Below are 23,141 nucleotides of genomic sequence, written 5' to 3'. Positions count from 1 at the left end.
CAGAGCACCGGCGAGCTGAATCAGGGCACGCGCCGGGTGCTGGAAGCCTCGCAGTCGTCCATGCAGCAGTCCGATATCCAGGCCCAGCGCACCACCAGCGTCGCCGCGGCGATCAACGAACTGGGCGCCGCCGCCCAGGAGATCGCCCGCAATGCCGCCCATGCCTCCGGCGAGGCCAGCACCGCCCGCGCCCAGGGCGAGGAGGGCCGCGAGGTGCTGGACGAGGCCCTGTACGCCATGCAGGCGCTGTCGGCCAAGATCGGCACCAGTTGCGAACATATCGAGGCGCTCAACGGCAAGGCCGCCAACATCGGCCAGATCCTCGAAGTCATCCGCGGCATCTCCGAACAGACCAACCTGCTGGCGCTCAATGCCGCCATCGAGGCGGCCCGCGCCGGTGAGGCCGGGCGCGGCTTCGCCGTGGTGGCCGACGAGGTGCGCTCCCTGGCCAGCCGCACCCAGAGTTCGGCGCAGCAGATCCAGCAGATGATCGAGGAACTGCAGACCGGCTCGCGCGACGCCGTGGCGCTGATGCAGGAAAGCCAGCGGCAGAGCGCCCACAGCATGCAGGTGGCCAAGAGCGCCGGCGAGCGGCTGGGCAGCGTGACCGAGCGCATCGGCGAGATCGATGGCCAGAACCAGTCGGTGGCCACCGCGACCGAGGAACAGACCTCGGTGGTGGAGACCCTGAACATGGACATCAGCGAGATCAACCTGCTGAACCAGCAGGGCGTCGACAACCTCCAGGCCACCCTGGCGGCCTGTACCGCCCTGGAAGCCGAGGCCGGTCGCCTGCAGCGGCTGGTGGGTGGCTTCCGCATCTAGCGCGGGCCCCCGAAAAGAGGTTGCCGCTCCGCTCAAGTCGTAACGTACGTGCCCGATAACGAGTGACCGCCATGCCCTGAATCCGGCATGGCTCCACCCTGGCCACGGACGCAGACCTGTATGAAGCGACACCTGAAATTCAGCCACAAGATCCTGCTGGTCGCGGCGCTGGTGATCACCACCGCGTTGGCCGCTTCCGCCGGTTTCAATGCCTATCTGCAACGCCAGGCCATCGACCAGAGCCTGAGTGCCAACCTCGCGGAAACCGGCCGGGTCACCGCCGGCAACGTCGCCTACTGGCTGGATGCGCGGGTCAAGCTCATCGAAGGCGAAGCCCAGACCCTGGCACGCGATCGTTCGCCCGACGGCCTGGTCGGTCTGCTGGATCAGAAGATCTACACCGGTACCTTCGATTCCACCTACCTGGGCGAGGTGGACGGTACCTACACCACCCGTCCGCTGCGCACCCTGCCGGCCGGCTACGATCCACGCAAGCGACCCTGGTACGCGGCCGCCACCGCCGCCGGCGCCACGGTGCTGACCCCGCCCTATATCTTCGCCTCTTCCGGCCAGTTGGGCGTGACCATCGCCACCCCGCTGCAGCGCGACGGCCAACTGGCCGGTGTGGTGGCCGGCGACCTCAACCTCTCGGCGCTGGTGGAGATCATCACCTCGCTCAACGTCGGCGGCCTGGGCGAAGCCTTCCTGGTCGACGGCGACGGCAAGGTGCTGGTCAGCAGCCATCCCGAGCAGGTGCTCAAGACCCTCAAGGACGTCTTCCCCGAGCAGACGCCGTCCCTGCAGCCGGGCCTGCATGCCGTCACCCAGAATGGCAGCGAGCGCCTGGTGAGCTTCACCCCGGTCGCGGGCCTGCCCTCGGTCAAGTGGTACCTGGGCCTGTCCATCGACCAGGCCAAGGCCTATGCCCCGGTCACCCAGGCGCGCAACCTGGCCATCGTCGCCACCCTGGTGGCGGTGGTCGCCATCATCCTGTTGCTGGGCTTGCTGATCCGCGTGCTGCTGCGGCCGCTGCACGACCTGACCCGCGCCATGGCCGACATCGCCGAAGGCGAGGGCGATCTGACCCGCCGCCTGCCGGTGCAGGCCCGCGACGAATTCGGCGCCCTGGCCGAGGCCTTCAACAAGTTCGTGGCGCGCATCCACACCTCGATCCGCGACGTGGCCCAGAGCACCGGCGAGCTGAATCAGGGCACGCGCCGGGTGCTGGAGTCATCGCAATCCTCCATGCAGCAGTCGGATCTGCAGGCCCAGCGCACCACCAGCGTGGCCGCCGCCATCAACGAATTGGGCGCCGCCGCCCAGGAGATCGCCCGCAATGCCGCCCATGCCTCGGGCGAGGCCAGCACCGCCCGTGCCCAGGGTGAAGAGGGTCGCGAGGTGCTCGACGAGGCCCTGCACGCCATGCAGGCGCTGTCGGCCAAGATCGGCACCAGTTGCGAGCATATCGAGGCACTCAACGGCAAGACCGCCAACATCGGCCAGATCCTCGAAGTCATCCGTGGCATCTCCGAGCAGACCAACCTGCTGGCGCTCAATGCCGCCATCGAGGCGGCCCGCGCCGGTGAGGCCGGGCGCGGCTTCGCCGTGGTGGCCGACGAGGTGCGCTCCCTGGCCAGCCGCACCCAGAGTTCGGCGCAGCAGATCCAGCAGATGATCGAGGAACTGCAGACCGGCTCGCGCGACGCCGTGGCGCTGATGCAGGAAAGCCAGCGGCAGAGCGCCCACAGCATGCAGGTGGCCAAGAGCGCCGGCGAACGGCTGGGCAGCGTGACCGAGCGCATCGGCGAGATCGACGGCCAGAACCAGTCGGTGGCCACCGCGACCGAGGAGCAGACCTCGGTGGTGGAGACCCTGAACATGGACATCAGCGAGATCAACCTGCTGAACCAGCAGGGTGTCGACAACCTCCAGGCCACCCTGGCGGCCTGTACCGCCCTGGAAGCCGAGGCCGGTCGCCTGCAGCGGCTGGTGGGCGGCTTCCGCATCTAGTCCGCGCGACAGGTCCTTGAAAAGGGAGCGCCGACGTCAGGTCGGCGCTCCCTTTTTGCTGTCCGACAGGTCAGCAAATCGCCCCCGGACACTGATTGGGCCTAGACCACTCGTCAGAAACAGTAAAACTGATTAGCGCGTGAACTTGCTCTGGCCTGCCGCTTTGCGCGGATCGCCCACTGCGCCTCGGCCCGACGACCGATCCGCGGTATCAAGAAAGCCTTTTTTCCCGCCGATGGGCTAGCTGTTACCGCCAGGTCTGGTGGAGGCCCTGCTCCGTCCGCGCTTCCCGCTCCTGGCACCGCCTAACCTACGGCGTGGCACCCTTTGCCACCAGGGGCTTCATGTTCAGCAGGCTGTGCAAATCCTCTCGCGTACGCTGGAGTCTCGGCGTCTTTCTGTTCGGCGTTCTGCTGACCAGCCTGACCATGCGCCATCTGACCGAGCGCAATGAACAGCAGCTGCGCAGCGCCCTGGACGACGTCGCCGATGACGTTCGCGATCAGGTGCTGGATCGGCTGCGCATCTACGAATACAGCCTGATCGGCATGCGTGATGTGGTGGTGGTCGCCGGCGGCAACCTGTCGCGCGAGCTGCTCGGCGATTACGGGCGGGTCCATGACCTGGGCCAGGAGTTTCGCGGTGCCCGTGGCGTCGGCTTCATTCGCCGTGTGCCTCAGGCCGACGAGGCCCGCTTTCTGCGTGAGGCCCGTGCCGACGGCTGGCCCAACTTCAGCATCCGCGCCTTCGCGCCGCACGACGGCGATCGCTACGTCGTCCAGTATCTCGAACCCGCCTGGCGCAATTTGAAGGCCATCGGCCTGGATACGGCCTCCGATCCCACCCGCCGCGAGGCCGCCGTGCTGGCCATGCGGCATGCCGACATCCACCTGACCGGTCCGTTGCAGCTGCAGGCCTCCCAGCCCCCGGAACCGGGCTTTCTGATGCTGCTGCCCATCTACCAGGGCGGGCAGGCGCCGGCCGATCCGATGGCCCGCGAGGCGGCGACCATCGGCTGGTCCTATGTGCCCCTGAGCATCGATGAGATGTTCGGCAGCATGCGCCTGAACATCCCGGGGCTGATCATCCGGCTGAGCGACGTGACCGTTCCCGAGGCCCCCAGCCTGTTCTATCGCCAGGGTGAGGAAGAGGAGCAGGGCGCCGAGGCGCCGACCGAGCGGCGGCTGGTGCAGGAGGTCTATGGCCGCCAATGGCAACTGGCGCTCACCGCCACCCCGACCTTCGTCGCCGCCCAGCACCTCGTCTCGGTGCCGCTGGTGCATCTGTTCGGCAAGCTGTTCAGCCTGCTGGCCGCCGGCCTCACCTTCGCCGTGATGACCACGCGCCAGCGGCGCCGTCAGTATCAGCAGGACCAGGCCAACCTCACCGCGGTGGTGGAAAGCTCGTCCGACGGCATCATCAGCAAGGACCTCCAGGGCGTGGTGCTGAGCTGGAACCACGCGGCGGAAGAGCTGTTCGGCTACAGCGCCAGCGAAGCCGTGGGCCAGCGCCTGCTCGACCTGGTGGTGCCCACCGAGCTGGAGCACGAGGAATGGTCGGTGCTCGCCCGCATCGGCCGCGGCGAGCCGGTGCCGCACTTCGAGACCCGTCGTCAGCACCGCGACGGCCGCCTCATCGATGTCCTGGTCAGCGTCTCGCCCATGCGCGGCCGTGACGGCCGGATCATCGGCGCCTCCAAGACGGTGCGCGACATCTCGCTGCAGAAGGCCGCCCAGGCCGAGATCCTGGCGCTCAATGCCCGGCTGGAAGAGCAGGTGGCCCAGCGCACCGTCGAACTCAGCCAGACCAACCGCCTGCTCGGCGACGTGCTGCGCGCGGCCTCCGAGGTGGGCATCATCGCCACCGACCACGAAGGTCGCATCACCCTGTTCAATGAAGGCGCCGAGCGCCTGCTGGGCTACCGCGCCGCCGAGGTGGTGGGGCTCTGGCAGGCCAGCGACTTCCATCTGCCGGAAGAGTTGGCGACTCAGGGCGCGGCCCTGGAAGCCGAATACGGGCTGCCGGTCGCCGGCTTCCGGGTGCTCGTGGAGCGCTCCGAACGCGCCGGTGCCGACGCCCGCGAGTGGACCTTCGTCCGGCGCGACGGCGAACACCGCGACGTCAGCCTGGTGGTGACCACCATGCGCGATGTCTCTGGCCAGGTCAGCGGCTATCTGGGCATCGCCTCCGATGTCACCGAGCGCAAGGCCGCCGAGCAGGAGCTGGCTGCCAGCCTCGCCCTGACCCGGGCGATCCTGGACACCGCGGTCAGCCCCATCGTCACCGTGGACAGCAATGGCCTGGTGCGCTCCTTCAACCCGGCCGGCGAACGCATCTTCGGCTATCGCGCGGCCGAGGTGATCGGTCAACCCGTCCGCCGGCTGATTCCCGGCTATCTGGCCGGCTACGAGGCGCTGTTCAGCTGCTCGCAGGCGGTGCCCGACGACAATTCCGCTCAACAGGGCCAGGAAATGGAGGGGCGCCGGGCGGACGGCAGTGTCTTCCCGATCACCCTGAGCCTGGGGGTGATGTGGACCGATGGCGAGCGCCTGGCGGTGGCCATCATCGCCGACATCACCGAACAGAGTCGCCAGCGCCAGGCGCTCGTGCAGACCCGCGATCAGCTGACCATGGCCGCCGACGTCGCCCAGCTCGGCATCTGGTGCTGGCAGCCCGACACCGGCCAGGTGCAGTGCAACGAGCGGATGTTCGATCTCTACGAATGGAACGAGGAGCAGCGCACTCGCGGCATCACCTACAACGACTGGCGCGACCGCGTGCACCCCGACGACCTGGGCAGCGCCGAAGAGCGCCTGGGCGCCGCCATGGCCGGACGCGCGGTGTTCGATCCGGTGTTCCGCATCCGCCGTCGGGATGGCTCGCTGCGGCACATCATCGCTGGCGCCCGCACCGAGCGCGATCCGCGCGGCCGGGTGCTGCGGGTGGTGGGCATCAACCGCGACATCACCGAACAGCTGGAGCTGGAACACCGGTTGCGCGAGGAGCGTACCCGCGCCGACCTGGCCAGCCAGGCCAAGTCGTCCTTCCTGGCCAACATGAGCCACGAGATCCGCACCCCGATGAACGCCGTGCTGGGCATGCTGCAGCTGCTGCAGCGCACCACGCTCGATGCGCGCCAGGGCGACTACCTGACCAAGGCCCAGCAGGCGGCGCGTTCGCTGCTGGGGCTGCTCAACGACGTGCTGGACTATTCCAAGATCGAAGCCGGCAAGCTGCAGCTGGATGTCCATCCCTTCAGCCTGGAGCAGGTGCTGCGCAACCTGGGCGTGGTGCTCTCCGGCAACAGCGGTGAGAAGAACGTCGAGATCAACTACCACCTGGATGCCGGGCTGCCCACCGCCCTGATCGGCGACAGCCTGCGCCTGCAGCAGATCCTCATCAACCTGGCCGGTAACGCCCTCAAGTTCACCGAGGCGGGGCAGGTGCTGGTCAGCGTGCGCCAGCTGTCGCGGGACGGCGGCCAACTGCGCCTGGAATTCTCGGTGCAGGACACCGGCATCGGCATCAGCCCGGCGCACCAGGAGCAGCTGTTCCAGGGCTTCACCCAGGCCGAGGCCTCGATCAGCCGGCGCTTTGGCGGGACCGGGCTGGGCCTGGCCATCTGCAAGCGCCTGGTGGAGCTGATGGATGGCCAGTTGCAGGTGGAAAGCGAGCTGGGGGTGGGCAGCCGCTTCTGGTTCGATGCCGCCCTGGCGGTGGACAGCCAGGGCGAGACCCAGCTGGCGCCGGTATGCCGGCGGGTGCTGCTGGCCGACGACAACACCCTGGTCGGCGAGGTGCTGGTGGAAACCCTGGCCGCCCTCGGCTGGCAGGTGGACCTGGTCACCAGCGGCGCCGCCGCCCTCGCGCGGGTCGTCCAGGCCCAGCAGCAGGCACAGCCCTATGAGGCAGTGCTCATGGATTGGCGCATGCCTGACGGCGATGGCCTGCTGGCGGCCCGACAGCTGCGCGAGCGGCAGGCCGACAACCGACCCAAGGTCATCATGCTCACCGGCTTCGGCCGCGACTTCCTGTCCGAAACCCAGCAGAGCGCCGATGCGCCCTTCGACGACTACCTGACCAAGCCGGTGACCCCGGCGCAGATCGTCGAGGTGGTGGAGCGGGCCCTGGGCGCCAAGATCCCGGCCGGGGTGCACGCCGCCGCGGTGGTCGACGAGAGCCACCGGCTGGCCGGCCTGCGCCTGCTGGTGGTGGAAGACAATGCCCTCAACCGCCAGGTGGCCGCCGAGCTGCTGCTGGCCCAGGGCGCCCAGGTGGAACTGGCCGAGGGTGGACTGGAAGGCGTCGAGCGGGTGCTCTCCGGCGCGCCGCTGGACGTGGTCATCATGGACATGCAGATGCCCGACATCGATGGCCTGGAAGCCACCCGCCGCATCCGCGCCGACGGGCGTTTCCGTACCCTGCCGATCCTGGCGATGACCGCCAATGCCTCCCATACCGACCGCGACGCCTGCCTGGCCGCCGGCATGGACGACCATATCGGCAAGCCCATCGACCTGGAATTGCTGGTCGCCCGCCTGCAGCGCCTGACCGGCCAGGAGGTCAGCGTCGCGCCCGTTGCCGCGCCGGTCGGCGAGGATCGCCAGGTGGAACCCCTGAGTCTCGTCCTGCGCCGCTTCGGTGGCGATGCCCGGCTGTTCGGCTCGCTACTGGAACGCTTTGCCGAGGACTCCGTCAGCCTGCTGGAAGGACTCGCCCGAGCCTGGCACGCCGCCGACAGCGAGGCAGCGGTGGCCGTACTACACTCCCTCAAGGGCAGCGCCGGCACCATGGGTGCGCAGCGCCTGGCCGCGCGCGCCGCCGAGGGCGAACGCGCCGGCAAGGCCGGAGCGGGTGTCCCCCCGGAGGTGGCGATGGAACTGACGACCCTGCGACAGCTGCTCGACGAAGCCCTGGTCGAATTGCGCAGCGCCCTGGCCGAGCTCCTGCCACCGCCCGCCATTGCCGCAACCGCAAGCGCAACCCACACCGACCCCCAGGTCGACTGGCGCGCCCGCCTGGACGAACTCGAACAGTTGCTCAGCCAGGGCAATCTCGACGCCCTGGAACTGATCGCCGAGCTGCCCGTGCACTGTCGCGCCGAAGCTCAGGTGCGCTACGACCTCTTGCGCGCCCAGGTCGAGACCCTCGACTTCACCGCGGCGCTCATCACCCTGCCTGATCTGAAGGAAGCCCTATGACTCCGCCGACCGCGCAGGCCGCCGGACGCAGCAAGCCCAAGCTGCTGATCGTCGACGACCAACCGCTGAACATCCGCATCCTCCACGAACTCTTTCGCCAGGATTGCGAGACGCTGATGGCCACCAGCGGCGCCCAGGCCTTGCAACTGGCCCTGGCCCAGCAGCCGGATCTGATCCTGCTCGACGTGATGATGCCCCAGCTCGACGGCCACGAGGTCCTGCGGCGATTGCAGGCCGAGCCCGCCACGGCCGCCATCCCGGTGATCTTCGTCACCGGCCAGGAAGGCCCCGACGAAGAGGTGACCGGCCTGGAACTCGGCGCGGTGGACTTCATCAGCAAGCCGATCAATCCGGTCATCGTCCGCGCCCGGGTGCGCACCCAGCTGACCCTCAAGGCGCAGCGCGACGCCCTGCGCAGCATCGCCCTGGTCGATGGCCTCACCGGCGTCGCCAATCGCCGCCAGTTCGACGAAGCACTGCTGCGTGGCTGGCGCCAGAGTCAGCGCGAAGGCACGCCGTTTTCGCTGATCCTCATGGATATCGATCACTTCAAGGCCTACAACGACCACTATGGCCACCTGGCCGGCGACCAGTGCCTGCGCCAGGTCGCCCAGGCGCTGGGGCAGGGCCTGTTCCGTCCCTATGACCTGCTGGCGCGCTACGGTGGCGAGGAATTCGGCTGCCTGCTGCCCGGGACCGACCTGGAAGGCGCCACCCAGGTCGCCGAGCGGCTGCTGCAGCAGGTGCACGACCAGCGCCTGACCCACGGCTATTCCTCGGTGACCGGCTACGTCACCCTGAGTCTGGGCGTGGCCACCGCGCTACCGCCCACCGCCGTCGATCCGGCCGCCCTGATCACCGCCGCCGATGCCCAGCTCTATGCGGCCAAGCACCAGGGCCGCGCCCGGGTCTGTGCCGCGGAACTGGCTGGCTGAGGCCATCCTTCGTAAGGCCCGTTCGGGTAACGCCGGGTAACAGAGGTCCGGCCTTTATTCGCTGTCTAGTATGGTGTTTCAGAAGTTCGCGCAGGAATTGGCGAGTGCTTTTTGTTCATGGGCTAGGCGCCGGGACGAGTCATGGCAGGGCTATGGCGAGCAGGGGCAACGACGTCCAGGGATAAAAGGCGCCGGCAAAATTGCCTAGATAACTTTTGAAACACCACACTAGGCTGGGCGGCGAGGCGGCAGACTGTCAGACTGCGGGCAGGGATTCTGCCGCCGGTAATCTATGTACGCCTTCACGCAACGCCAGGCCATCTTGGCCAGCTGGATCATCGTCTTCACCGCGCTCTATCTGGTTCTCCCGCTCAAGCTCCTGCCCAGCCTGCTGGCCGGCCTGCTGGTGTACGAACTGGTCAACACCCTGGCCGGGCGCCTGCAGCGGCAAATGCCCGGCGGCGGCGCGCGCTGGCTCGCCGTGGCCCTGCTCGGCGCCCTGGTGGTGAGCCTGCTGACGCTGTTCTTCGTCTGGTTCACCAGCTTCATCATCCAGGAAGTCCAGAACCCCGGACGCCTGCTGGACAAGTTCATGGTGCTCACCGAGCGCGCCCGTGCCCAGTTGCCGCCTTCGCTGGATGCCTACCTGCCGGCCAACGCCGACAGCATGAAGCAGGAGCTGGTGGAATGGGTGCGCGCCCATGTGGCGCAACTGCAGCTGTTCGGTCGCGACGCGGCACGGACCTTCGTCATCGTGCTGATCGGCATGATCCTCGGTGCCATCGTTGCCCTGCAGCCCACCCCCGATCCCGAGCGCCTGCGCCCGCTGTCCGGCGCTTTGCTGGTGCGTCTCGGCCTGGTGGCCCAGGCCTTTCGCAACATAGTCTTCGCCCAGATCAAGATCTCGCTGCTCAACACCACCCTGACCGGCATCTTCCTGCTCGGCGTGTTGCCGCTGTTCGATGTCCATCTGCCGCTGGCCAAGACCCTGGTGATCCTCACCTTCATCCTTGGCCTGCTGCCGGTGATCGGCAACCTGATGTCCAACACCCTGATCTTCATCGCCGGCCTGTCGCTGTCGATCTGGGTCGCGGTGGCGGCGCTGGGCTACCTGATCGCCATCCACAAGCTGGAGTACTTCCTCAACGCCCGTATCGTCGGCGGCCAGATCAGCGCCCGTTCCTGGGAGTTGCTGGTGGCCATGCTGGTGTTCGAGGCGGCCTTCGGCCTGCCCGGGCTGGTGGCGGCGCCGGTGTACTACGCCTATCTCAAGAGCGAGTTGAGGGCGGAAGGGCTGGTTTGATGAGCGGTCAGATTCGCGTCCTGGCACTCTGCATCCTGCGTCAGGGCAAGCGCATCCTGGTGCGCGAGACGCAGGATCCGCAGGATGGCCGAAGCTTCTGTCGGCCCCTGGGTGGTGGCGTGGAATTCGGCGAAACCAGTCTGGCGGCCGTGCGGCGCGAGATGCGCGAGGAACTGGGCGTCGAACTGGCCGAGGTGAGGCTGCTGGGCACCCTGGAATCGCTGTTCAGCTACGCCGGGCGGCCGGGCCACGAGGTGGTGCTGGTCTACGCCGCCGAATTCGTTGATCGGCAGCTCTATGCGCAGACCGAGCTGCCTGGTCAGGAGAGCGATGGTGAGGCCTTCATGGCTACCTGGCGCTCGCTCGATTCCTTCGACGACAGCTGTCGGCTGGTACCCGAAGGCCTGCTGGCGCTTCTCGCCTGAAGCCGCGGCCCCTCACTGACGATCCAGATTCGCCCACATGCGTTGCCAGAAGGCACCGGCCTCCTCATTGATGGCGCGCCAGCGCTGCTCCAAGCGTTCGCGCTCGGGCGTGCCCAGGTCCTCCGGGCAGGCCAGGTAGCGGTCGGCGGCGGCCTGGGCCTCGGCCTGCAGGCGGCGCCATTCGCGCACGTCATCCAGCCAGCAGCGGCCGGTGATGGTTTCGTAGTACTCGTGGGCGATCGCGTCTTTGCTCATAGGGCGTTCCAGGTAGGGGATACAGCCCTAGACCGCGCCTTACGCCCGGGGTGCCCGTCTCGGCGGTCAAAGGAGTCCAGGAGGCCCATTCGCCGGGGGCGGCAGGCGTCCGCTGCTCTTCGAGCGCCAGGTGCTGGACAGCAGGAAGCCGCGTCGAGACGCGGCTTCCTGGCGTGCCAGACAGGACTTACTGCCGCGCCAGCACCGTGCTGCGACCGGCCTTGGGCGCGCCCGGCAGGGGGCTCAGCGCGCCGGTTTCCAGCCAGCGGCGCACGCGGGTGGCGTCGGCCATGTGGGTGAACTTGCCGAAGGCGTCCATCACCACGAAGGCCACCGGACGACCGGCCATCACGGTACGCATCACCAGGCAGTGACCGGCCTTGTCGGTGTAGCCGGTCTTGGTCAGCTGCACGCTCCAGTCGGCGTTGTAGACCAGGTGGTTGGTGTTGCGAAAGCCCAGCACATAGTTGGGGTTGTGGAAGGCCTGGGTCTTTTCCGGGGTGGTGCTGAGCTGGCCGAGCAGCGGATAGTGCTCGGTGGCCTTGAGCAGGGTGACCAGGTCACGCGCGGTGGAGACGTTCAGCGGCGACAGGCCGGTGGGTTCGGCGTAGCGGGTGTTTCTCATGCCCAGGGCGCGGGCCTTGGCATTCATGGCGGCGACGAAGGCCCGCTGGCCACCCGGATAGTGATGAGCGAGGCTGGTGGCGGCGCGGTTTTCCGAGGACATCAGCGCCAGTTGCAGCATGTCGCGCCGGGTCAGCTGGCTACCCAGGCGCACCCGCGAGAAGATGCCACGCATGGCCGGATTCTCGCTGATGTCGATGTCGATGGTCTGTTCCAGCGGCAGCCGGGCATCGAGCACCACCATGGCGGTCATCAGCTTGGTCACCGAAGCGATGGGGGCGACCTGGTCGGGATTCTGGGAAAAGAGTACCTGGTTGGTCTTGAGGTCGACGACCAGGGCGTGGTTCGAAGCCAGGCGCTGGGCGGTGGCGGCAGCCGCGGCCTTGACCTTCGGTGGGGTCTGGGCCAGGACGGCCGGACTCAGCCCGACCAAGCCAGCCAGCAACAGGCCAGCAAGTTGATGACAGATCTTCACGGTGGCAGCTCTCAAAAGGGGGGCGGGGTTAGAACAACCGCGAACGGCAATGCCCCTTGCAGATCAAGGACATTGCTCAGAGATTTCACGTCTTTTATCACCCGGAATGTCGGCTGGGAATCCGACAAGGCAGCTTTTTACACAGCGCGCTGGCAAAAAGTCACAATAAGTTGCATATGGGCGACGGACGGCGGGGATGGCGGAGCGAAAGGGCGCCCGAGAGGCCTCGGACGCCTTGCCTTTCAGTCGTGGGCTTCCTGGGCGGTGGGGCCGAGCATGCTGCCGGTGACCAGGTAGCGTTCGTGCCAGGCCAGAGCCTCGGGCAGCAGGTGCGGGGTGTGCTTGCCGTGGCTGCCGGCCAGGGCGCGTTCGAAATAATCTTCCAGCGCCGGACGAAAGCTCGGGTGCACGCAGTGCTCCAGGATGGCCCGGGCGCGCTGCTTGGGGCTGAGCATGCGCAGGTCGGCCAGGCCCTGGTCGGTGACGATCACCGAGACATCGTGCTCGGTGTGATCGACGTGACTGACCATGGGCACCAGGGTCGAGATCAGCCCATTCTTGGCCATGCTCGGCGCCATGAACACCGACAGATAGGCGTTGCGGGCAAAGTCGCCGGAGCCGCCGATGCCGTTCATCATCCCGGTGCCCATCTGGTGGGTGGAGTTGACGTTGCCATAGAGGTCGGCTTCGAGCATGCCGTTCAGGGCGATGCAGCCTAGCCGCCGCACCAGTTCCGGATGATTGCTCACGCCCTGCTGGCGCAGGATGATGCGCTGGCGCAGCGACTCGGCGTGCTCGACGAAGCGCTCGATGCCCGCCGGACTCAGGGAAAAGGAGGTGGCCGAGGCCAGCTCCATCTTGCCGCTGATGAGCAGCTCCAGCATGCCGTCCTGGATCACCTCGGTGAAGGCGGTCAGCCCCGCGAACTCGCTCTCGGCCAGACCCTGCATGAAGGCGTTGGCGATGTTGCCGACCCCCGACTGGATGGGCAGCAGATTGGCCGGGATACGGCCCTGGCGTACCTCGAAGCGCAGAAAGTCCAGCAGGTGCGCGGCGATGGCCTGGGAGGCGGCGTCCGGGGCCTTGAACGGACTGTTGCGGTCGGGGGCATCGGTCTCCACCACGGCCACCACCTTGTCCAGCGGCACTTCCAGATAGGGCGAGCCGATGCGGTCGCCGGGATGCGCCAGGGGAATCGGCGTGCGGCGGGGCGGCAGGGCGCCGTCGGTGTAGATGTCATGCATGCCGTCCAGGGCGTCGGGCTGCCAGCGATTGACCTCGAGAATCACCGCATCGGCCATGTCCAGCCAGGTCTTGTTGTTGCCCACCGAGGAGGAGGGCACCAGCAGACCGTCTTCGCGAATGGCGGCGATCTCCACCACCGCCACGTCGATCTTGCCGAAGAAGCCATAGCGCACCTTTTCCGCCAGCTGGCCCAGGTGGATGTCCATGTACTCCAGGCCACCGGCGTTGATGCGACTGCGCAACTCCGGATCGGACTGGAAGGGCACCCGCAACTCGATGCCATCGACCCGCGCCAGGGCGCCGTCCAGCTCCGGTGCGGTGGACGCGCCGGTCAGCACCTTGATGCGAAAGGGCTCGCCGGCGCCGTGGCTGGCGGTGATGCGCTGGGCCAGGGCGCCCGGCACGGCCTTGGGGTAACCGGCCCCGGTGAAGCCGCTCATGCCCACGGTCATGCCGTGACGAATGAACTGCGCGGCCTGCTCGGCGCTCTGGCGCTTGGCGGCGAAACCGGGATGGCGAATACGGTGGGACATGACGACCTCTGCGGGTGTTATCGAAAGCACACTAAGAATGTGGATTCTACGCCGAAGGGATGCTTAGGTCCCTAAGCAAAAGGTCGGGTGGGCGGGGAAATCTTTGGGAGTGGGGCGTAGGTTGGGTTCGGTAGGTTGGGTTGAGCGCAGCGAAGCCCAACGGTGCCTGGTCATCCCAAACATCGGCATTCGTAGGTTGGTGCTGAGCGTAGCGAAGCCCAGCCTATGGTACTCCGCCCGGGCCTCGGCCTCACACCACCATCATGATCCACGGCACCCCGATCCCCAGCAGAACCAGCAGGAACAGCGCGCCGAAAAGGGTCCCCAGTCGCCAGTAGTCGGCGCTAGGCAGGTAGCCGCTGCCGTAGTACACCGGGCTCGGCCCGGTGCCGTAGGGCGTGATGATGCCCATCAGCCCCAGCGAGGTGCCCAGCAGCAGGGCGAATACCGGCAGGTCGATGCCGGGGATGCCCATGCCGGCGGCCAGCATCACCGGCAGCAGCGCCGTGGTGTGGGCGGTGGAGCTGGCGAACAGGTAGTGGGCGAGATAGAAGACCGCCACCAGCACCACCATGGCAGTACCGGCGTGGAAGCCGCCCAGGTGGCCGGCGACCCACTGGCCGAACCAAGCGACGAAGCCGACCCGGGTCAGGCCGTCGGCCAGGGCTACCAGGGTGGCGAACCAGGCGAAGGTGTTCCAGGCGGCCTTGTTGCCCAGGGCGTCGTTCCAGGTGATGACCTTCAGCAGCAGCATCAGCACGATCACCAGGATGCCCACCAGCGCCGGATCGGCCCAGGCGGCACCAAAGATCCACAGCGCCAGGGCACCGATCACCAGGGCCAGCAGCAGCTTTTCATCGCGGGTCAGCGGGCCGAGTGCGGCCAGTTCCTTGGCCGCCCACAGCGGCACCTGATCGTTGCGCTTGATCTCCGGCGGATACAGCCAGTAGGCCAGCAGCGGCAGCAGGGCCAGCAACAAGATGCCCATGGGCGCGGCGGCGATGAACCACTGGCCCCAGCTGATGTGCACCTGGGCGGTCTTCTCTATCAGCGCGGCGGCCAGCAGATTGGGGGCGAGGGCAGTGAGGAACAGGGTGCTGGTGACGCAGGTGGAGGAGATCGCCACCCACATCAGGTAGGAACCGATGCGCCGGGCGCTGGGATCGTTGGGCTTGGAATCGTAGAGCAGCGGCAGGTTGCGGATCACCGGGTAGACGGTACCGCCGCTGCGGGCGGTGTTGGACGGAGTGAAGGGCGCGAGGGCCAGATCGGCCAGCATCACCGCGTAGCCCAGGGTCAGGGTGCGACGGCCCATGGCCTTGACCAGCAAGAGGGCGATGCGTCGCCCGAGCCCGGTCTTCTCGTAGCCCAGGGCGAACATGAAGGCGCTGAAGATCAGCCAGACGGTGTTGTTGGAAAAGCCCGCCAGACCCCATTTCAGCGCCTCCTGGGGGGCGCGAAAGCCCGGTGTCGCCAGCTGCGCCGGACTGAACAGCACCCAGGGCGCCAGCAGCGCCGCCACGGCCACCCCGATCAGGCCGACCACTGCGCCGGGCAGAGGTTCGAGGATCAGTCCCACCACCACGCCGGCGAAGAGGGCGAAGTACAGCCAGGCATGAGCGGGCAGGCCCTCCGGTGCCGGCAGCAGCGCCAGCAGTCCGGTGACGGCGAGGGGCAGCAGGAATTTCCAGGTGGTACGCATCGGGCGCTCGCAGATTCCGGTGGTCTCGGGAAACCGGCCTGGGCCGGGATGGCTGACGGTACTGTGCCAGAGGGCTGCGCGGTCAGCGGCAGCCAGCTTTGCAAAGGCCGGGCTGCTTTCCCAGCGCTCTGGCCGTGGTCATTCGTCGCAGTCCTGCGGTCTTAGGTTCCCTGAGGGCATTCTTTCGCTATCGAGAATGACTTGCAACAACGCGAAGACGCCGGTCGTTGCCGATTGCGCCCGTCGTTCACCTCGGCGAACAATCGGACTTTCCGCCAACCCTGATAACACGAGGATGACCGCCATGAAGTACCGCCTGGGAGAACACCGTGTCGACGCCCATCCGCACAGCTGGGTCGCGCCTACCGCTGCGGTGATCGGCAAGGTACGCCTGGAAGAGGGCGCCAGCGTCTGGTTCGGCGCGGTGTTGCGTGGCGACAACGAGCTGATCCATATCGGCCCGGACAGCAATGTGCAGGACGGCGCCGTGCTGCACACTGATCCCGGCTCGCCGCTGACCCTGGGGCGTGGCGTCACCGTCGGCCACCAGGCCATGCTGCATGGCTGCGAAATCGGCGACGGCAGCCTGATCGGCATCCACGCCGTGGTGCTCAACGGCGCGCGCATCGGGCGCAACTGCCTGGTGGGCGCCAATGCCCTGGTCACCGAGAACGCGGTGATTCCCGACGGCTCTCTCGTGCTCGGTTCGCCGGCCAAGGTGGTGCGCACCCTGAGCGAGGCTCAGCAGGCGCAGCTGGCGGCCAACGCCCAGGTCTATGTGGCCAATGCGCGGCGCTATCTGGAAGAGTTGTTCGAGCAGGGGGAGTAGGGCGATCGGGAGCCGCGCCCCGCGCTGGATGACCTTCTGCCTCCGAGCAAGGGCTGGGATGAGGGAAAAGCCGCTTCGGTCCGTTGGGCTTCGCTACGCTCAACCCAATACTGGCTGCGTAGCGTGGAAAACGGCGCAGCCTTTTCCACCTGAAGAGTTGTTGCCAGACGCGCCCTCACCCCAACCCTCTCCCGGAGGGAGAGGGGGCTGTCCGAGCAAGCGTTTGGGTCTAACGGTCCAGACGGGCCGCGATCCGTTGTCGCCCGGCTATCCGTTAGCGCAGAGCCACCCCCTCTCCCCTTGGGAGAGGGCTGGGGTGAGGGAAAAGCCGCGCCGGTCCGTTGGGCTTCGCTGCGTTCAACCCAACCTACAAGGTAGGCAGAGCGCCCCGGCCGAAGCCGTAGCGTGGAAAACGGCGCAGCCTTTTCCACCTAAAGAGTTGTTGCCAGGCGTGCCCTCACCCCAACCCTCTCCTGGAGGGAGAGGGGGCTGTCCGAGCAAGCGTTTGGGTCTAACGGTCCAGATGGGCCGCGATCCGTTGTCGCCACCCCATCCGCTAGTGCAGAACCACCCCCTCTCCCTCGGGGAGAGGGCTGGGGTGAGGGAAAAGCCGCTCCGGTTCGTTGGGCTTCACTGCGTTCTACCCAATACCGGCTGCGTAGCGTGGAAAACGGCGCAGCCTTTTCCACAGGGGCATTCGTTGCCAGACGTGCCCTCACCCCAACCCCCTCCCGGAGGGAGAGGGGGCTGTCCGCGCAGGCCTATGGCTCCAGCAATAGCCCCACCCTCACGGCTTCTCGAACCGATAGAACAGATTGGGCTCGCTGACCACGTACAGCCGGCCCTGGTCGTCCATGGCGACGCCTTCCGCCTGGGGCACGCTGCGGCTCAGACCGTGCTGGCCGCGCAGCAGCGACAGCGAGCTGATCGGCTTGCCGTCGTCGTCCAGTTCCAGCACCAGGCGCGACTGATCCGAGAGCGCCAGCAGGTGGCCGGTGCCGGGGTCGAATTGCAGGCTGGAGAGATCGCGCACGAAAAGGCGGCGATCACGCTGTGGATCCGTGCGCAGCGACAGCGCCTGCAGGCCTTCGAAGGCTTCGCTGCCCAGGCCGTCGATCTCGTAGATGCGTACCGGATCGCTTTCCTTGGCGACGAAGAAGCGTTCGCGGGCCGCGTCATAGGCCAGGCCTTCGTTGCCGCGGTTGTCGCTTTGCACGTCGCTGAGGCTGAAGGGATGGCTGACCTGGCGGTCGTCGACGTCCACCACCCGGGTGTCGGCGCCGATCCGTACCCGCACCAGGCGCTGGCGGCGCTCTTCGCTGATCATGTAGACACCCGGCTTGATGTACTCGATGGCTTCCGGATCGCTGAAGCCCCTGAGCTCCACCTGGCGCAGCAGCCGGCCGTCCAGGTCCAGTTCGAGAAAGCGCGCCGGCTTGTTGGTGACGCTGACCAGGGTGCGGCGATCCGGATCGAAGCTCAGTGCCGAGACATCGGTGATGCCCTCGCCAATGGGGCGGGCTTCGACGGTGACCCGGTAGCTCGGCAGCCACAGCGAACGGGCCTGGCGGCTCTCGGCCTGAAGCTGGCTCTGGACGTTGAACAGGAGCCGCTCGAATAGCCGGTGCTGCTGGGCCACCAGGGTTAGGGCCAGCAGCAGGGCGCCGCTCAGCAAGGCGCCCAGGGTGCGAGGGGAAAACAGCGGAAACATCGACAGGGTCCTGAGGCGGTAATGCCGCGCAGCCTAAGGGCGCCACCCTGAATTCAAGCTGAATAGGCGCTCATTGCGCCGCTTTGGACACCTTGTGAAACACGTGGAAGAGATTGGGTTCACCAATCAGGTAGAGATTGCCGGCTTCGTCGAGGGCCACGCCTTCCGGTTGCTCCATGGTCGCGTCCAGGCCGTGCAGGCCACGTCTCAGGCTGATGAAGCTGACCGGTTGTCCCTCGGCGGTCAGCTCCACCAGGGTATGGGACTGGTCGGACAACGCCAGTAGGTGCCCGGTGCGCGGATCGACCGCCACCGCGGAGTAGTCGATCACCAGCTGCTTCAGCGGAAAGGGTTGCAGGCTGCCGGTAACGCCGCGGCCGTCGCTGGCCAGGGTGAAGAGGGCGGCCGGGTCGCGCTCCTTGCTGAGGATCAGGCGCTGGTGCCGCCGGTCCCAGGCGATGCCTTCGAAGCCCTTGTTGCCGGCGTCGGGAAAGCCCAGGTCGTGGTGCTCGAAGGTGTTGGCATCCAGCTCCCGGGTGTCGTCCTTCAGCTGGAACAGCGACAGCCGCCGCTGGCGTTCGTCGACGATGGCCAGGCGCCCGTCTTCCAGGGCGGTCACGCCTTCCAGGTTGGAGACGTTGCGGATCGGGATGCGTCTGAGGATGTCGCCGGTCAGGCTCAGCTGCACCAGGTAGGGGGTGCTGCCGGTAACGGCGAAGAGGGTGCGGGTACGGGGGTCGTAGGTGAGATCGGAGGTCTCGGCTTCGGCCAGCCCCGGCAGCTGCTTGCCCTGGATCACCGCCTGGTAGTCCGGCAGCCAGACCGCCTGGGCGCGGATTTCCGGCGGCGTGCGGTATTCCTGCCACCAGAGCAGCGCCCGGTCGTTCCAGTGCCAGACGAAGGTGAGGACGATCAGCACCAGCAGGACGAAGGCGGGAAGGAGGCGCGACAGGATGAGGCGGGGGAGTCTGGACATGCGGGCTCGTACGGCTTCTTGTTATGGCTTGTCTGCAAAGTCGCCGAGCGTAGGCACTTTTCAGGCAAGGCCTGGAGCGTCGTGGCCGCGCCGGCACACCGTCGCCCGGCACCGGCCGGGAGACGGTGGGTGGCGGGGTTATAGCACGCGCGTTTCGAAGCGGCTAACGTCCGGCAGCTCCAGTACCAGGTCATCGCCCACGTTGAGAGGTCCGACACCCACCGGCGTGCCGGTGAGGATGACGTCGCCCGGTTGCAGAGAGAAATGCCCGGCGATGGCCTGGATCAGCGGCAGGATGGGATTGAGCATGTCGCGGCTGTTGCCGTCCTGGCGCACTTCGCCATTGATGGTCAGGCGCACCGGGATGTCGGCCAGGTCCTCGAAGGCATCGCCCGGCACGAAGGGCGCGAGCACGCAGGCGCCGTCGAAGCTCTTGGCGATCTCCCAGGGATAGCCCTTTTCCTTGAGCCGGCTCTGCACCTCTCTGAGGGTCAGGTCCAGGGAAGGGGCGAAGCCGGAGATGGCGTCGCGCACCTCTTCGGTCGACGGCTTCTTCGACAGCGGCTTGCCGATCAGCACGGCGATCTCGGCCTCGTAGTGCACCGAACCCTGATCGGTGGGGATGGCGAAGCCCTCGGCCACCGGCACCACGCAACTGGCCGGCTTGATGAACAGCAGGGGCTCGGTGGGAACCGGATTGTTCAGCTCCTTGGCGTGCTCGGCGTAGTTGCGGCCGATGCAGACGACCTTGCCCAGGGGGAAGTGGATCTTGGTGCCATCGAGGTACTGGTGCTGGTAGGCCATCTGGTGCTCCTGGTGAGTGGCGTCTGCGGGCGATCTTGACCTCACGATCTTAACCAAAAGCGCGGACCGCGGCGCGGTCCTGGTCGCAAGGCGCTCATGGTCGCCCTGAGAAAGCTTCAGGTCGCAACCGGACCTGCATGCGACGGCTCATGCTAAGATAGCGCCCCCTTTGCCGCTGGCTGAACTGGCCTGCGCCGCGCCGGCATCCTTCTCCCTGGACACTCTGGATTCAACGCAGATGAGCAAGACTTCCCTCGACAAGAGCAAGATCCGCTTCCTTCTCCTGGAAGGCGTCCACCAGTCCGCCGTGGATATCCTGAAGTCCGCGGGTTACAGCAACATCGAGTACGTCACCAGCTCCCTGCCGGATGCCCAGCTCAAGGAAAAGATCGCCGACGCCCACTTCATCGGCATCCGCTCGCGCACCCAGCTCACCGAAGAGGTGTTCGACTGCGCCAAGAAGCTGGTCGCCGTCGGCTGCTTCTGCATCGGCACCAACCAGGTCGACCTGCAGGCCGCCCGCGAGCGCGGCATCGCCGTGTTCAACGCGCCCTATTCCAACACCCGTTCGGTCGCCGAGCTGGTGCTGGCCGAGGCCATCCTGCTGCTGCGCGGCATCCCGGCCAAGAACGCCTCCTGCCACCGGGGCGGCTGGATCAAGAGCGCGGCCAATTCCTTCGAGATCCGTGGCAAGAAGCTGGGCATCATCGGCTACGGCTCCATCGGCACCCAGCTGTCGGTGCTGGCCGAAGGCCTGGGCATGCAGGTGTTCTTCTATGACGTCATCACCAAGCTGCCCCTGGGCAACGCCCAGCAGGTCGGCTCCCTGACCGAACTGCTCGGCATGAGCGACATCGTCACCCTGCACGTGCCGGAAACCCCCGCCACCCAGCTGATGATGGGCGAGCGCGAGATCCGCGCCATCAAGAAGGGCGGCATCCTGATCAACGCTGCCCGCGGCACCGTGGTCGACCTCGACGCCCTGGCCGCCGCCATCAAGGACGAGCACCTGATCGGCGCCGCCATCGACGTCTTCCCGGTGGAGCCGCGCTCCAACAACGACGAGTTCGTCTCGCCGCTGCGCGGCCTGGACAACGTCATCCTGACCCCGCACATCGGTGGCTCCACCGCCGAGGCCCAGGCCAACATCGGCCTGGAAGTGGCCGAGAAGCTGGTCAAGTACAGCGACAACGGCACCTCGGTGTCCTCGGTCAACTTCCCCGAAGTGGCCCTGCCGTCGCACCCGGGCAAGCACCGCCTGCTGCACATCCACCAGAACGTGCCGGGCGTGCTGTCGGAGATCAACCGCGTCTTCTCCGAGAGCGGCATCAACATCTCCGGTCAGTACCTGCAGACCGACGAGAAGGTCGGCTACGTGGTGATCGACGTCGACGCCGACTACTCCGACCTGGCCCAGGAAAAGCTGCAGAACATCAAGGGCACCATCCGTTGCCGCGTGCTGTTCTAAGCGTTAATGCACCATGAAAAAGCCCCGGTCGGGTTCGCCTGACCGGGGCTTTTTTGCTTTCGTGCTGGCGGAGGTTTCATCGCGGCCATGCCGGTGCGTCGTAGCGACCGCTCCTACAGGGATGATACTTTTGTAGGAGCGGCCGCATCGGCGGACCGCCATGGCCGCGATAAACGCCGTAGCGTGGATAACGGCGCAGCCTTATCCACTGGCCGTGCTTGAGCTCACCTGTGGAAAACGCTGGCGCGGTTTTCCACGCTACGGGTGGCTTAGCTGCGCTCCAGGCGCTCCACGCCCTGGGCGGTGCCCAGCAGCAGCACGTCCGCCGGGCGGGCGGCGAAGAGGCCGTTGGCGACCACGCCGACGATGTTGTTGATCTTGGCTTCCAGGCCCACTGGATCGACGATGTGCATATTGTGCACGTCGAGGATGACGTTGCCGTTGTCGGTCACCACGCCGTCGCGGTATTCCGGGTCGCCGCCCAGCTTGACCAGTTCGCGGGCCACATAGCTGCGGGCCATGGGGATGACCTCGACCGGCAGCGGGAATTCGCCGAGCACCTCGACGCGCTTGCTGGCGTCGGCGATGCAGATGAAGGTGCGCGCCACGGCGGCGACGATCTTCTCGCGGGTCAGGGCCGCGCCGCCGCCCTTGATCAGGTTGAGGTGGCCGTCGGCTTCGTCGGCACCGTCCACGTAGAATTCCAGGTGGTTGACACCGTTGAGGTCATAGACGGTGATGCCATGGCTCTTCAGCCGGTCGGCGGTGGCCTGGGAGCTGGCCACGGCGCCATCGAATTCCAGCTTGTGCTTGGCCAGCAGGTCGATGAAGAAGTTGGCGGTCGAGCCGGTGCCCACGCCGATCACGCTGTCGCGGGAGAGTTGGGGAAGGATGAGGTCGACCGCGGCCTGGGCGACGGCCTGCTTGAGCTGGTCCTGATTCATGGGGGTATCCGCGAAACGGGTGGAGGGTCGCCGATTATAGCCGCTCGGACGGCCTGGCTAACCCACCCGGGGGTGCCCGTAGTAGACTTTTCGCCCCCGCCGCACCTACCGGATCGCACCGCCGATGCTCGAACAGTACGTGAAGAAGACCCTGCTCGCCCCCGTCTACGACGTGGCGATCGAAACGCCCCTGCAACCGGCGCGGGCGCTGTCCGAGCGGCTGGGCTGCCAGGTGCTGCTCAAGCGCGAAGACCTGCAGCCTGTGTTTTCCTTCAAGATCCGCGGCGCCTACACCAAGCTGGCCAGCCTCTCGGCCAGCGAGAAGGCCCGCGGGGTGATCACCGCCAGCGCCGGCAACCACGCCCAGGGCCTGTCCCTGGCGGCCCGCGAGCTGGGCGTGCGGGCGATCATCGTCATGCCGCGCACCACGCCGGAGCTCAAGGTCATCGGCGTGCAATCGCGCGGTGGCGAAGTGGTGCTGCACGGCGACGCCTTTCCCGAGGCCCTGGCCGAGGCGCTGCGCCTGGTCGAGGAGCAGGGCTACACCTTCGTGCCGCCCTATGACGATCCGGACGTCATCGCCGGCCAGGGCACCGTGGCCATGGAGATCCTGCGCCAGCATCCGGGGCGGCTCGACGCCATCTTCGTCCCCGTGGGCGGGGGTGGCCTGATCGCCGGTATCGCCGCCTATGTGAAATACCTGCGGCCCGAGATCAGGGTCATCGGCGTCGAACCGGACGACTCCAACTGCCTGCAGCAGGCCATGGCGGCGGGTGAGCGAGTGGTCTTGCCGCGGGTAGGACTGTTCGCCGATGGCGTGGCCGTGGCCCAGATCGGCCACCATACCTTCGAGATCTGCCGGCGTTATGTCGATGA

At 67.0% G+C, this 23,141-nt stretch carries 17 protein-coding genes and 1 pseudogene; 10 read left to right on the top strand and 8 right to left on the bottom strand.

Annotation, left to right across the window (positions count from 1 at the left end; all coding sequences use genetic code 11):
- Window positions 1-60 precede the first annotated feature (60 nt).
- The 7 genes and pseudogenes from OMP44_RS25165 to OMP44_RS21415 all read left to right on the top strand — a co-directional run bounded on the left by OMP44_RS25165 (window position 61) and on the right by OMP44_RS21415 (window position 10,699).
- A complete protein-coding gene (locus OMP44_RS25165) occupies window positions 61-825 on the top strand; it encodes a methyl-accepting chemotaxis protein (protein ID WP_431312669.1) in 765 nt (254 codons plus the stop codon).
- An 87-nt stretch (window positions 826-912) separates the two neighbouring features.
- Window positions 913-1,977 (top strand): annotated as a pseudogene (locus OMP44_RS25160) (HAMP domain-containing protein); the annotation flags it as partial.
- A 93-nt stretch (window positions 1,978-2,070) separates the two neighbouring features.
- Window positions 2,071-2,835: a methyl-accepting chemotaxis protein gene (locus OMP44_RS25155; RefSeq protein WP_374941207.1), complete on the top strand. Its 765-nt coding sequence runs from the start codon at window positions 2,071-2,073 to the stop codon at window positions 2,833-2,835.
- A 344-nt stretch (window positions 2,836-3,179) separates the two neighbouring features.
- Window positions 3,180-8,036 carry a PAS domain S-box protein gene (locus OMP44_RS21430; RefSeq protein WP_280311098.1) on the top strand — a complete coding sequence of 1,619 codons (4,857 nt, stop codon included), beginning with the start codon at window positions 3,180-3,182 and terminating at the stop codon, window positions 8,034-8,036.
- Window positions 8,033-8,971, top strand: a complete 939-nt coding sequence (locus OMP44_RS21425; protein WP_273807146.1) for a diguanylate cyclase domain-containing protein — start codon at window positions 8,033-8,035, stop codon at window positions 8,969-8,971. Before OMP44_RS21430 ends, OMP44_RS21425 begins: the two co-directional genes overlap by 4 nt.
- Window positions 8,972-9,263: 292 nt before the next feature.
- Window positions 9,264-10,274, top strand: coding sequence for an AI-2E family transporter (locus tag OMP44_RS21420; RefSeq protein ID WP_133862255.1), 1,011 nt, complete (start codon window positions 9,264-9,266; stop codon window positions 10,272-10,274).
- The gene (locus tag OMP44_RS21415; protein WP_280311095.1) at window positions 10,274-10,699 is read left to right on the top strand and encodes an NUDIX hydrolase; all 426 of its coding nucleotides are present in this window, start codon (window positions 10,274-10,276) and stop codon (window positions 10,697-10,699) included. The genes OMP44_RS21420 and OMP44_RS21415 overlap by 1 nt, the downstream gene beginning before the upstream one ends.
- Before the next feature lie 12 nt (window positions 10,700-10,711).
- Here the strand turns inward: OMP44_RS21415 and OMP44_RS21410 are convergent, their stop codons facing one another.
- The 4 genes from OMP44_RS21410 to OMP44_RS21395 form a co-directional block, all read right to left on the bottom strand.
- Complete coding sequence (locus OMP44_RS21410) at window positions 10,712-10,954, bottom strand: hypothetical protein (protein ID WP_133862253.1); 243 nt, start codon at window positions 10,952-10,954, stop codon at window positions 10,712-10,714.
- 187 nt (window positions 10,955-11,141) lie between these two features.
- The gene (pbpG, locus tag OMP44_RS21405; RefSeq protein ID WP_037006760.1) at window positions 11,142-12,053 is read right to left on the bottom strand and encodes a D-alanyl-D-alanine endopeptidase; all 912 of its coding nucleotides are present in this window, start codon (window positions 12,051-12,053) and stop codon (window positions 11,142-11,144) included.
- A gap of 242 nt (window positions 12,054-12,295) precedes the next feature.
- Window positions 12,296-13,831 carry a succinyl-CoA:acetate CoA-transferase ScpC gene (gene scpC, locus OMP44_RS21400; protein WP_280311092.1) on the bottom strand — a complete coding sequence of 512 codons (1,536 nt, stop codon included), beginning with the start codon at window positions 13,829-13,831 and terminating at the stop codon, window positions 12,296-12,298.
- Window positions 13,832-14,081: 250 nt separating this feature from the next.
- Window positions 14,082-15,533: an anion permease gene (locus OMP44_RS21395; RefSeq protein ID WP_280311090.1), complete on the bottom strand. Its 1,452-nt coding sequence runs from the start codon at window positions 15,531-15,533 to the stop codon at window positions 14,082-14,084.
- 304 nt (window positions 15,534-15,837) lie between these two features.
- On the opposite strand from OMP44_RS21395, the gene OMP44_RS21390 reads away from it, so the two are divergent.
- Window positions 15,838-16,362, top strand: coding sequence for a gamma carbonic anhydrase family protein (locus OMP44_RS21390; protein WP_187981057.1), 525 nt, complete (start codon window positions 15,838-15,840; stop codon window positions 16,360-16,362).
- Window positions 16,363-17,149: 787 nt separating this feature from the next.
- Here the strand turns inward: OMP44_RS21390 and OMP44_RS21385 are convergent.
- The 3 genes from OMP44_RS21385 to OMP44_RS21375 all read right to left on the bottom strand — a co-directional run bounded on the left by OMP44_RS21385 (window position 17,150) and on the right by OMP44_RS21375 (window position 19,853).
- Window positions 17,150-18,073: an SdiA-regulated domain-containing protein gene (locus OMP44_RS21385; protein ID WP_280311087.1), complete on the bottom strand. Its 924-nt coding sequence runs from the start codon at window positions 18,071-18,073 to the stop codon at window positions 17,150-17,152.
- Between the two features lie 70 nt (window positions 18,074-18,143).
- Window positions 18,144-19,049, bottom strand: coding sequence for an SdiA-regulated domain-containing protein (locus OMP44_RS21380; protein WP_263259571.1), 906 nt, complete (start codon window positions 19,047-19,049; stop codon window positions 18,144-18,146).
- 138 nt (window positions 19,050-19,187) lie between these two features.
- A complete protein-coding gene (locus OMP44_RS21375) occupies window positions 19,188-19,853 on the bottom strand; it encodes a fumarylacetoacetate hydrolase family protein (RefSeq protein ID WP_133862247.1) in 666 nt (221 codons plus the stop codon).
- A gap of 238 nt (window positions 19,854-20,091) precedes the next feature.
- On the opposite strand from OMP44_RS21375, the gene serA reads away from it, so the two are divergent.
- Window positions 20,092-21,321 carry a phosphoglycerate dehydrogenase gene (serA, locus tag OMP44_RS21370; protein WP_017639986.1) on the top strand — a complete coding sequence of 410 codons (1,230 nt, stop codon included), beginning with the start codon at window positions 20,092-20,094 and terminating at the stop codon, window positions 21,319-21,321.
- A gap of 269 nt (window positions 21,322-21,590) precedes the next feature.
- Here the strand turns inward: serA and rpiA are convergent, their stop codons facing one another.
- Window positions 21,591-22,265 carry a ribose-5-phosphate isomerase RpiA gene (gene rpiA / locus OMP44_RS21365; RefSeq protein WP_187981062.1) on the bottom strand — a complete coding sequence of 225 codons (675 nt, stop codon included), beginning with the start codon at window positions 22,263-22,265 and terminating at the stop codon, window positions 21,591-21,593.
- A 124-nt stretch (window positions 22,266-22,389) separates the two neighbouring features.
- On the opposite strand from rpiA, the gene OMP44_RS21360 reads away from it, so the two are divergent.
- On the top strand, window positions 22,390-23,141 hold a 752-nt coding region (locus tag OMP44_RS21360; RefSeq protein ID WP_280311083.1), incomplete at its 3' end, for a pyridoxal-phosphate dependent enzyme.

Source organism: Pseudomonas flavocrustae, assembly GCF_029872515.1.
Classification (GTDB): domain Bacteria; phylum Pseudomonadota; class Gammaproteobacteria; order Pseudomonadales; family Pseudomonadaceae; genus Chryseomonas; species Chryseomonas aestiva.
Note: the sequence above shows the minus strand (reverse complement) of the source record. Positions and strands in the feature narration are given on the sequence as shown.

Excerpts from the sequence above, each read along its gene's own strand:
- OMP44_RS25165 (WP_431312669.1), top strand. The coding sequence starts at position 61 with ATGCAGCAGTCCGATATCCAGGCCCAGCGCACCACCAGCGTCGCCGCG.
- OMP44_RS25155 (WP_374941207.1), top strand. The coding sequence starts at position 2,071 with ATGCAGCAGTCGGATCTGCAGGCCCAGCGCACCACCAGCGTGGCCGCC.
- OMP44_RS21430 (WP_280311098.1), top strand. The coding sequence starts at position 3,180 with ATGTTCAGCAGGCTGTGCAAATCCTCTCGCGTACGCTGGAGTCTCGGC.
- OMP44_RS21425 (WP_273807146.1), top strand. The coding sequence starts at position 8,033 with ATGACTCCGCCGACCGCGCAGGCCGCCGGACGCAGCAAGCCCAAGCTG.
- OMP44_RS21420 (WP_133862255.1), top strand. The coding sequence starts at position 9,264 with ATGTACGCCTTCACGCAACGCCAGGCCATCTTGGCCAGCTGGATCATC.
- OMP44_RS21415 (WP_280311095.1), top strand. The coding sequence starts at position 10,274 with ATGAGCGGTCAGATTCGCGTCCTGGCACTCTGCATCCTGCGTCAGGGC.
- OMP44_RS21410 (WP_133862253.1), bottom strand. The coding sequence starts at position 10,954 with ATGAGCAAAGACGCGATCGCCCACGAGTACTACGAAACCATCACCGGC.
- scpC (WP_280311092.1), bottom strand. The coding sequence starts at position 13,831 with ATGTCCCACCGTATTCGCCATCCCGGTTTCGCCGCCAAGCGCCAGAGC.
- OMP44_RS21395 (WP_280311090.1), bottom strand. The coding sequence starts at position 15,533 with ATGCGTACCACCTGGAAATTCCTGCTGCCCCTCGCCGTCACCGGACTG.
- OMP44_RS21390 (WP_187981057.1), top strand. The coding sequence starts at position 15,838 with ATGAAGTACCGCCTGGGAGAACACCGTGTCGACGCCCATCCGCACAGC.
- OMP44_RS21385 (WP_280311087.1), bottom strand. The coding sequence starts at position 18,073 with ATGTTTCCGCTGTTTTCCCCTCGCACCCTGGGCGCCTTGCTGAGCGGC.
- OMP44_RS21380 (WP_263259571.1), bottom strand. The coding sequence starts at position 19,049 with ATGTCCAGACTCCCCCGCCTCATCCTGTCGCGCCTCCTTCCCGCCTTC.
- OMP44_RS21375 (WP_133862247.1), bottom strand. The coding sequence starts at position 19,853 with ATGGCCTACCAGCACCAGTACCTCGATGGCACCAAGATCCACTTCCCC.
- serA (WP_017639986.1), top strand. The coding sequence starts at position 20,092 with ATGAGCAAGACTTCCCTCGACAAGAGCAAGATCCGCTTCCTTCTCCTG.
- rpiA (WP_187981062.1), bottom strand. The coding sequence starts at position 22,265 with ATGAATCAGGACCAGCTCAAGCAGGCCGTCGCCCAGGCCGCGGTCGAC.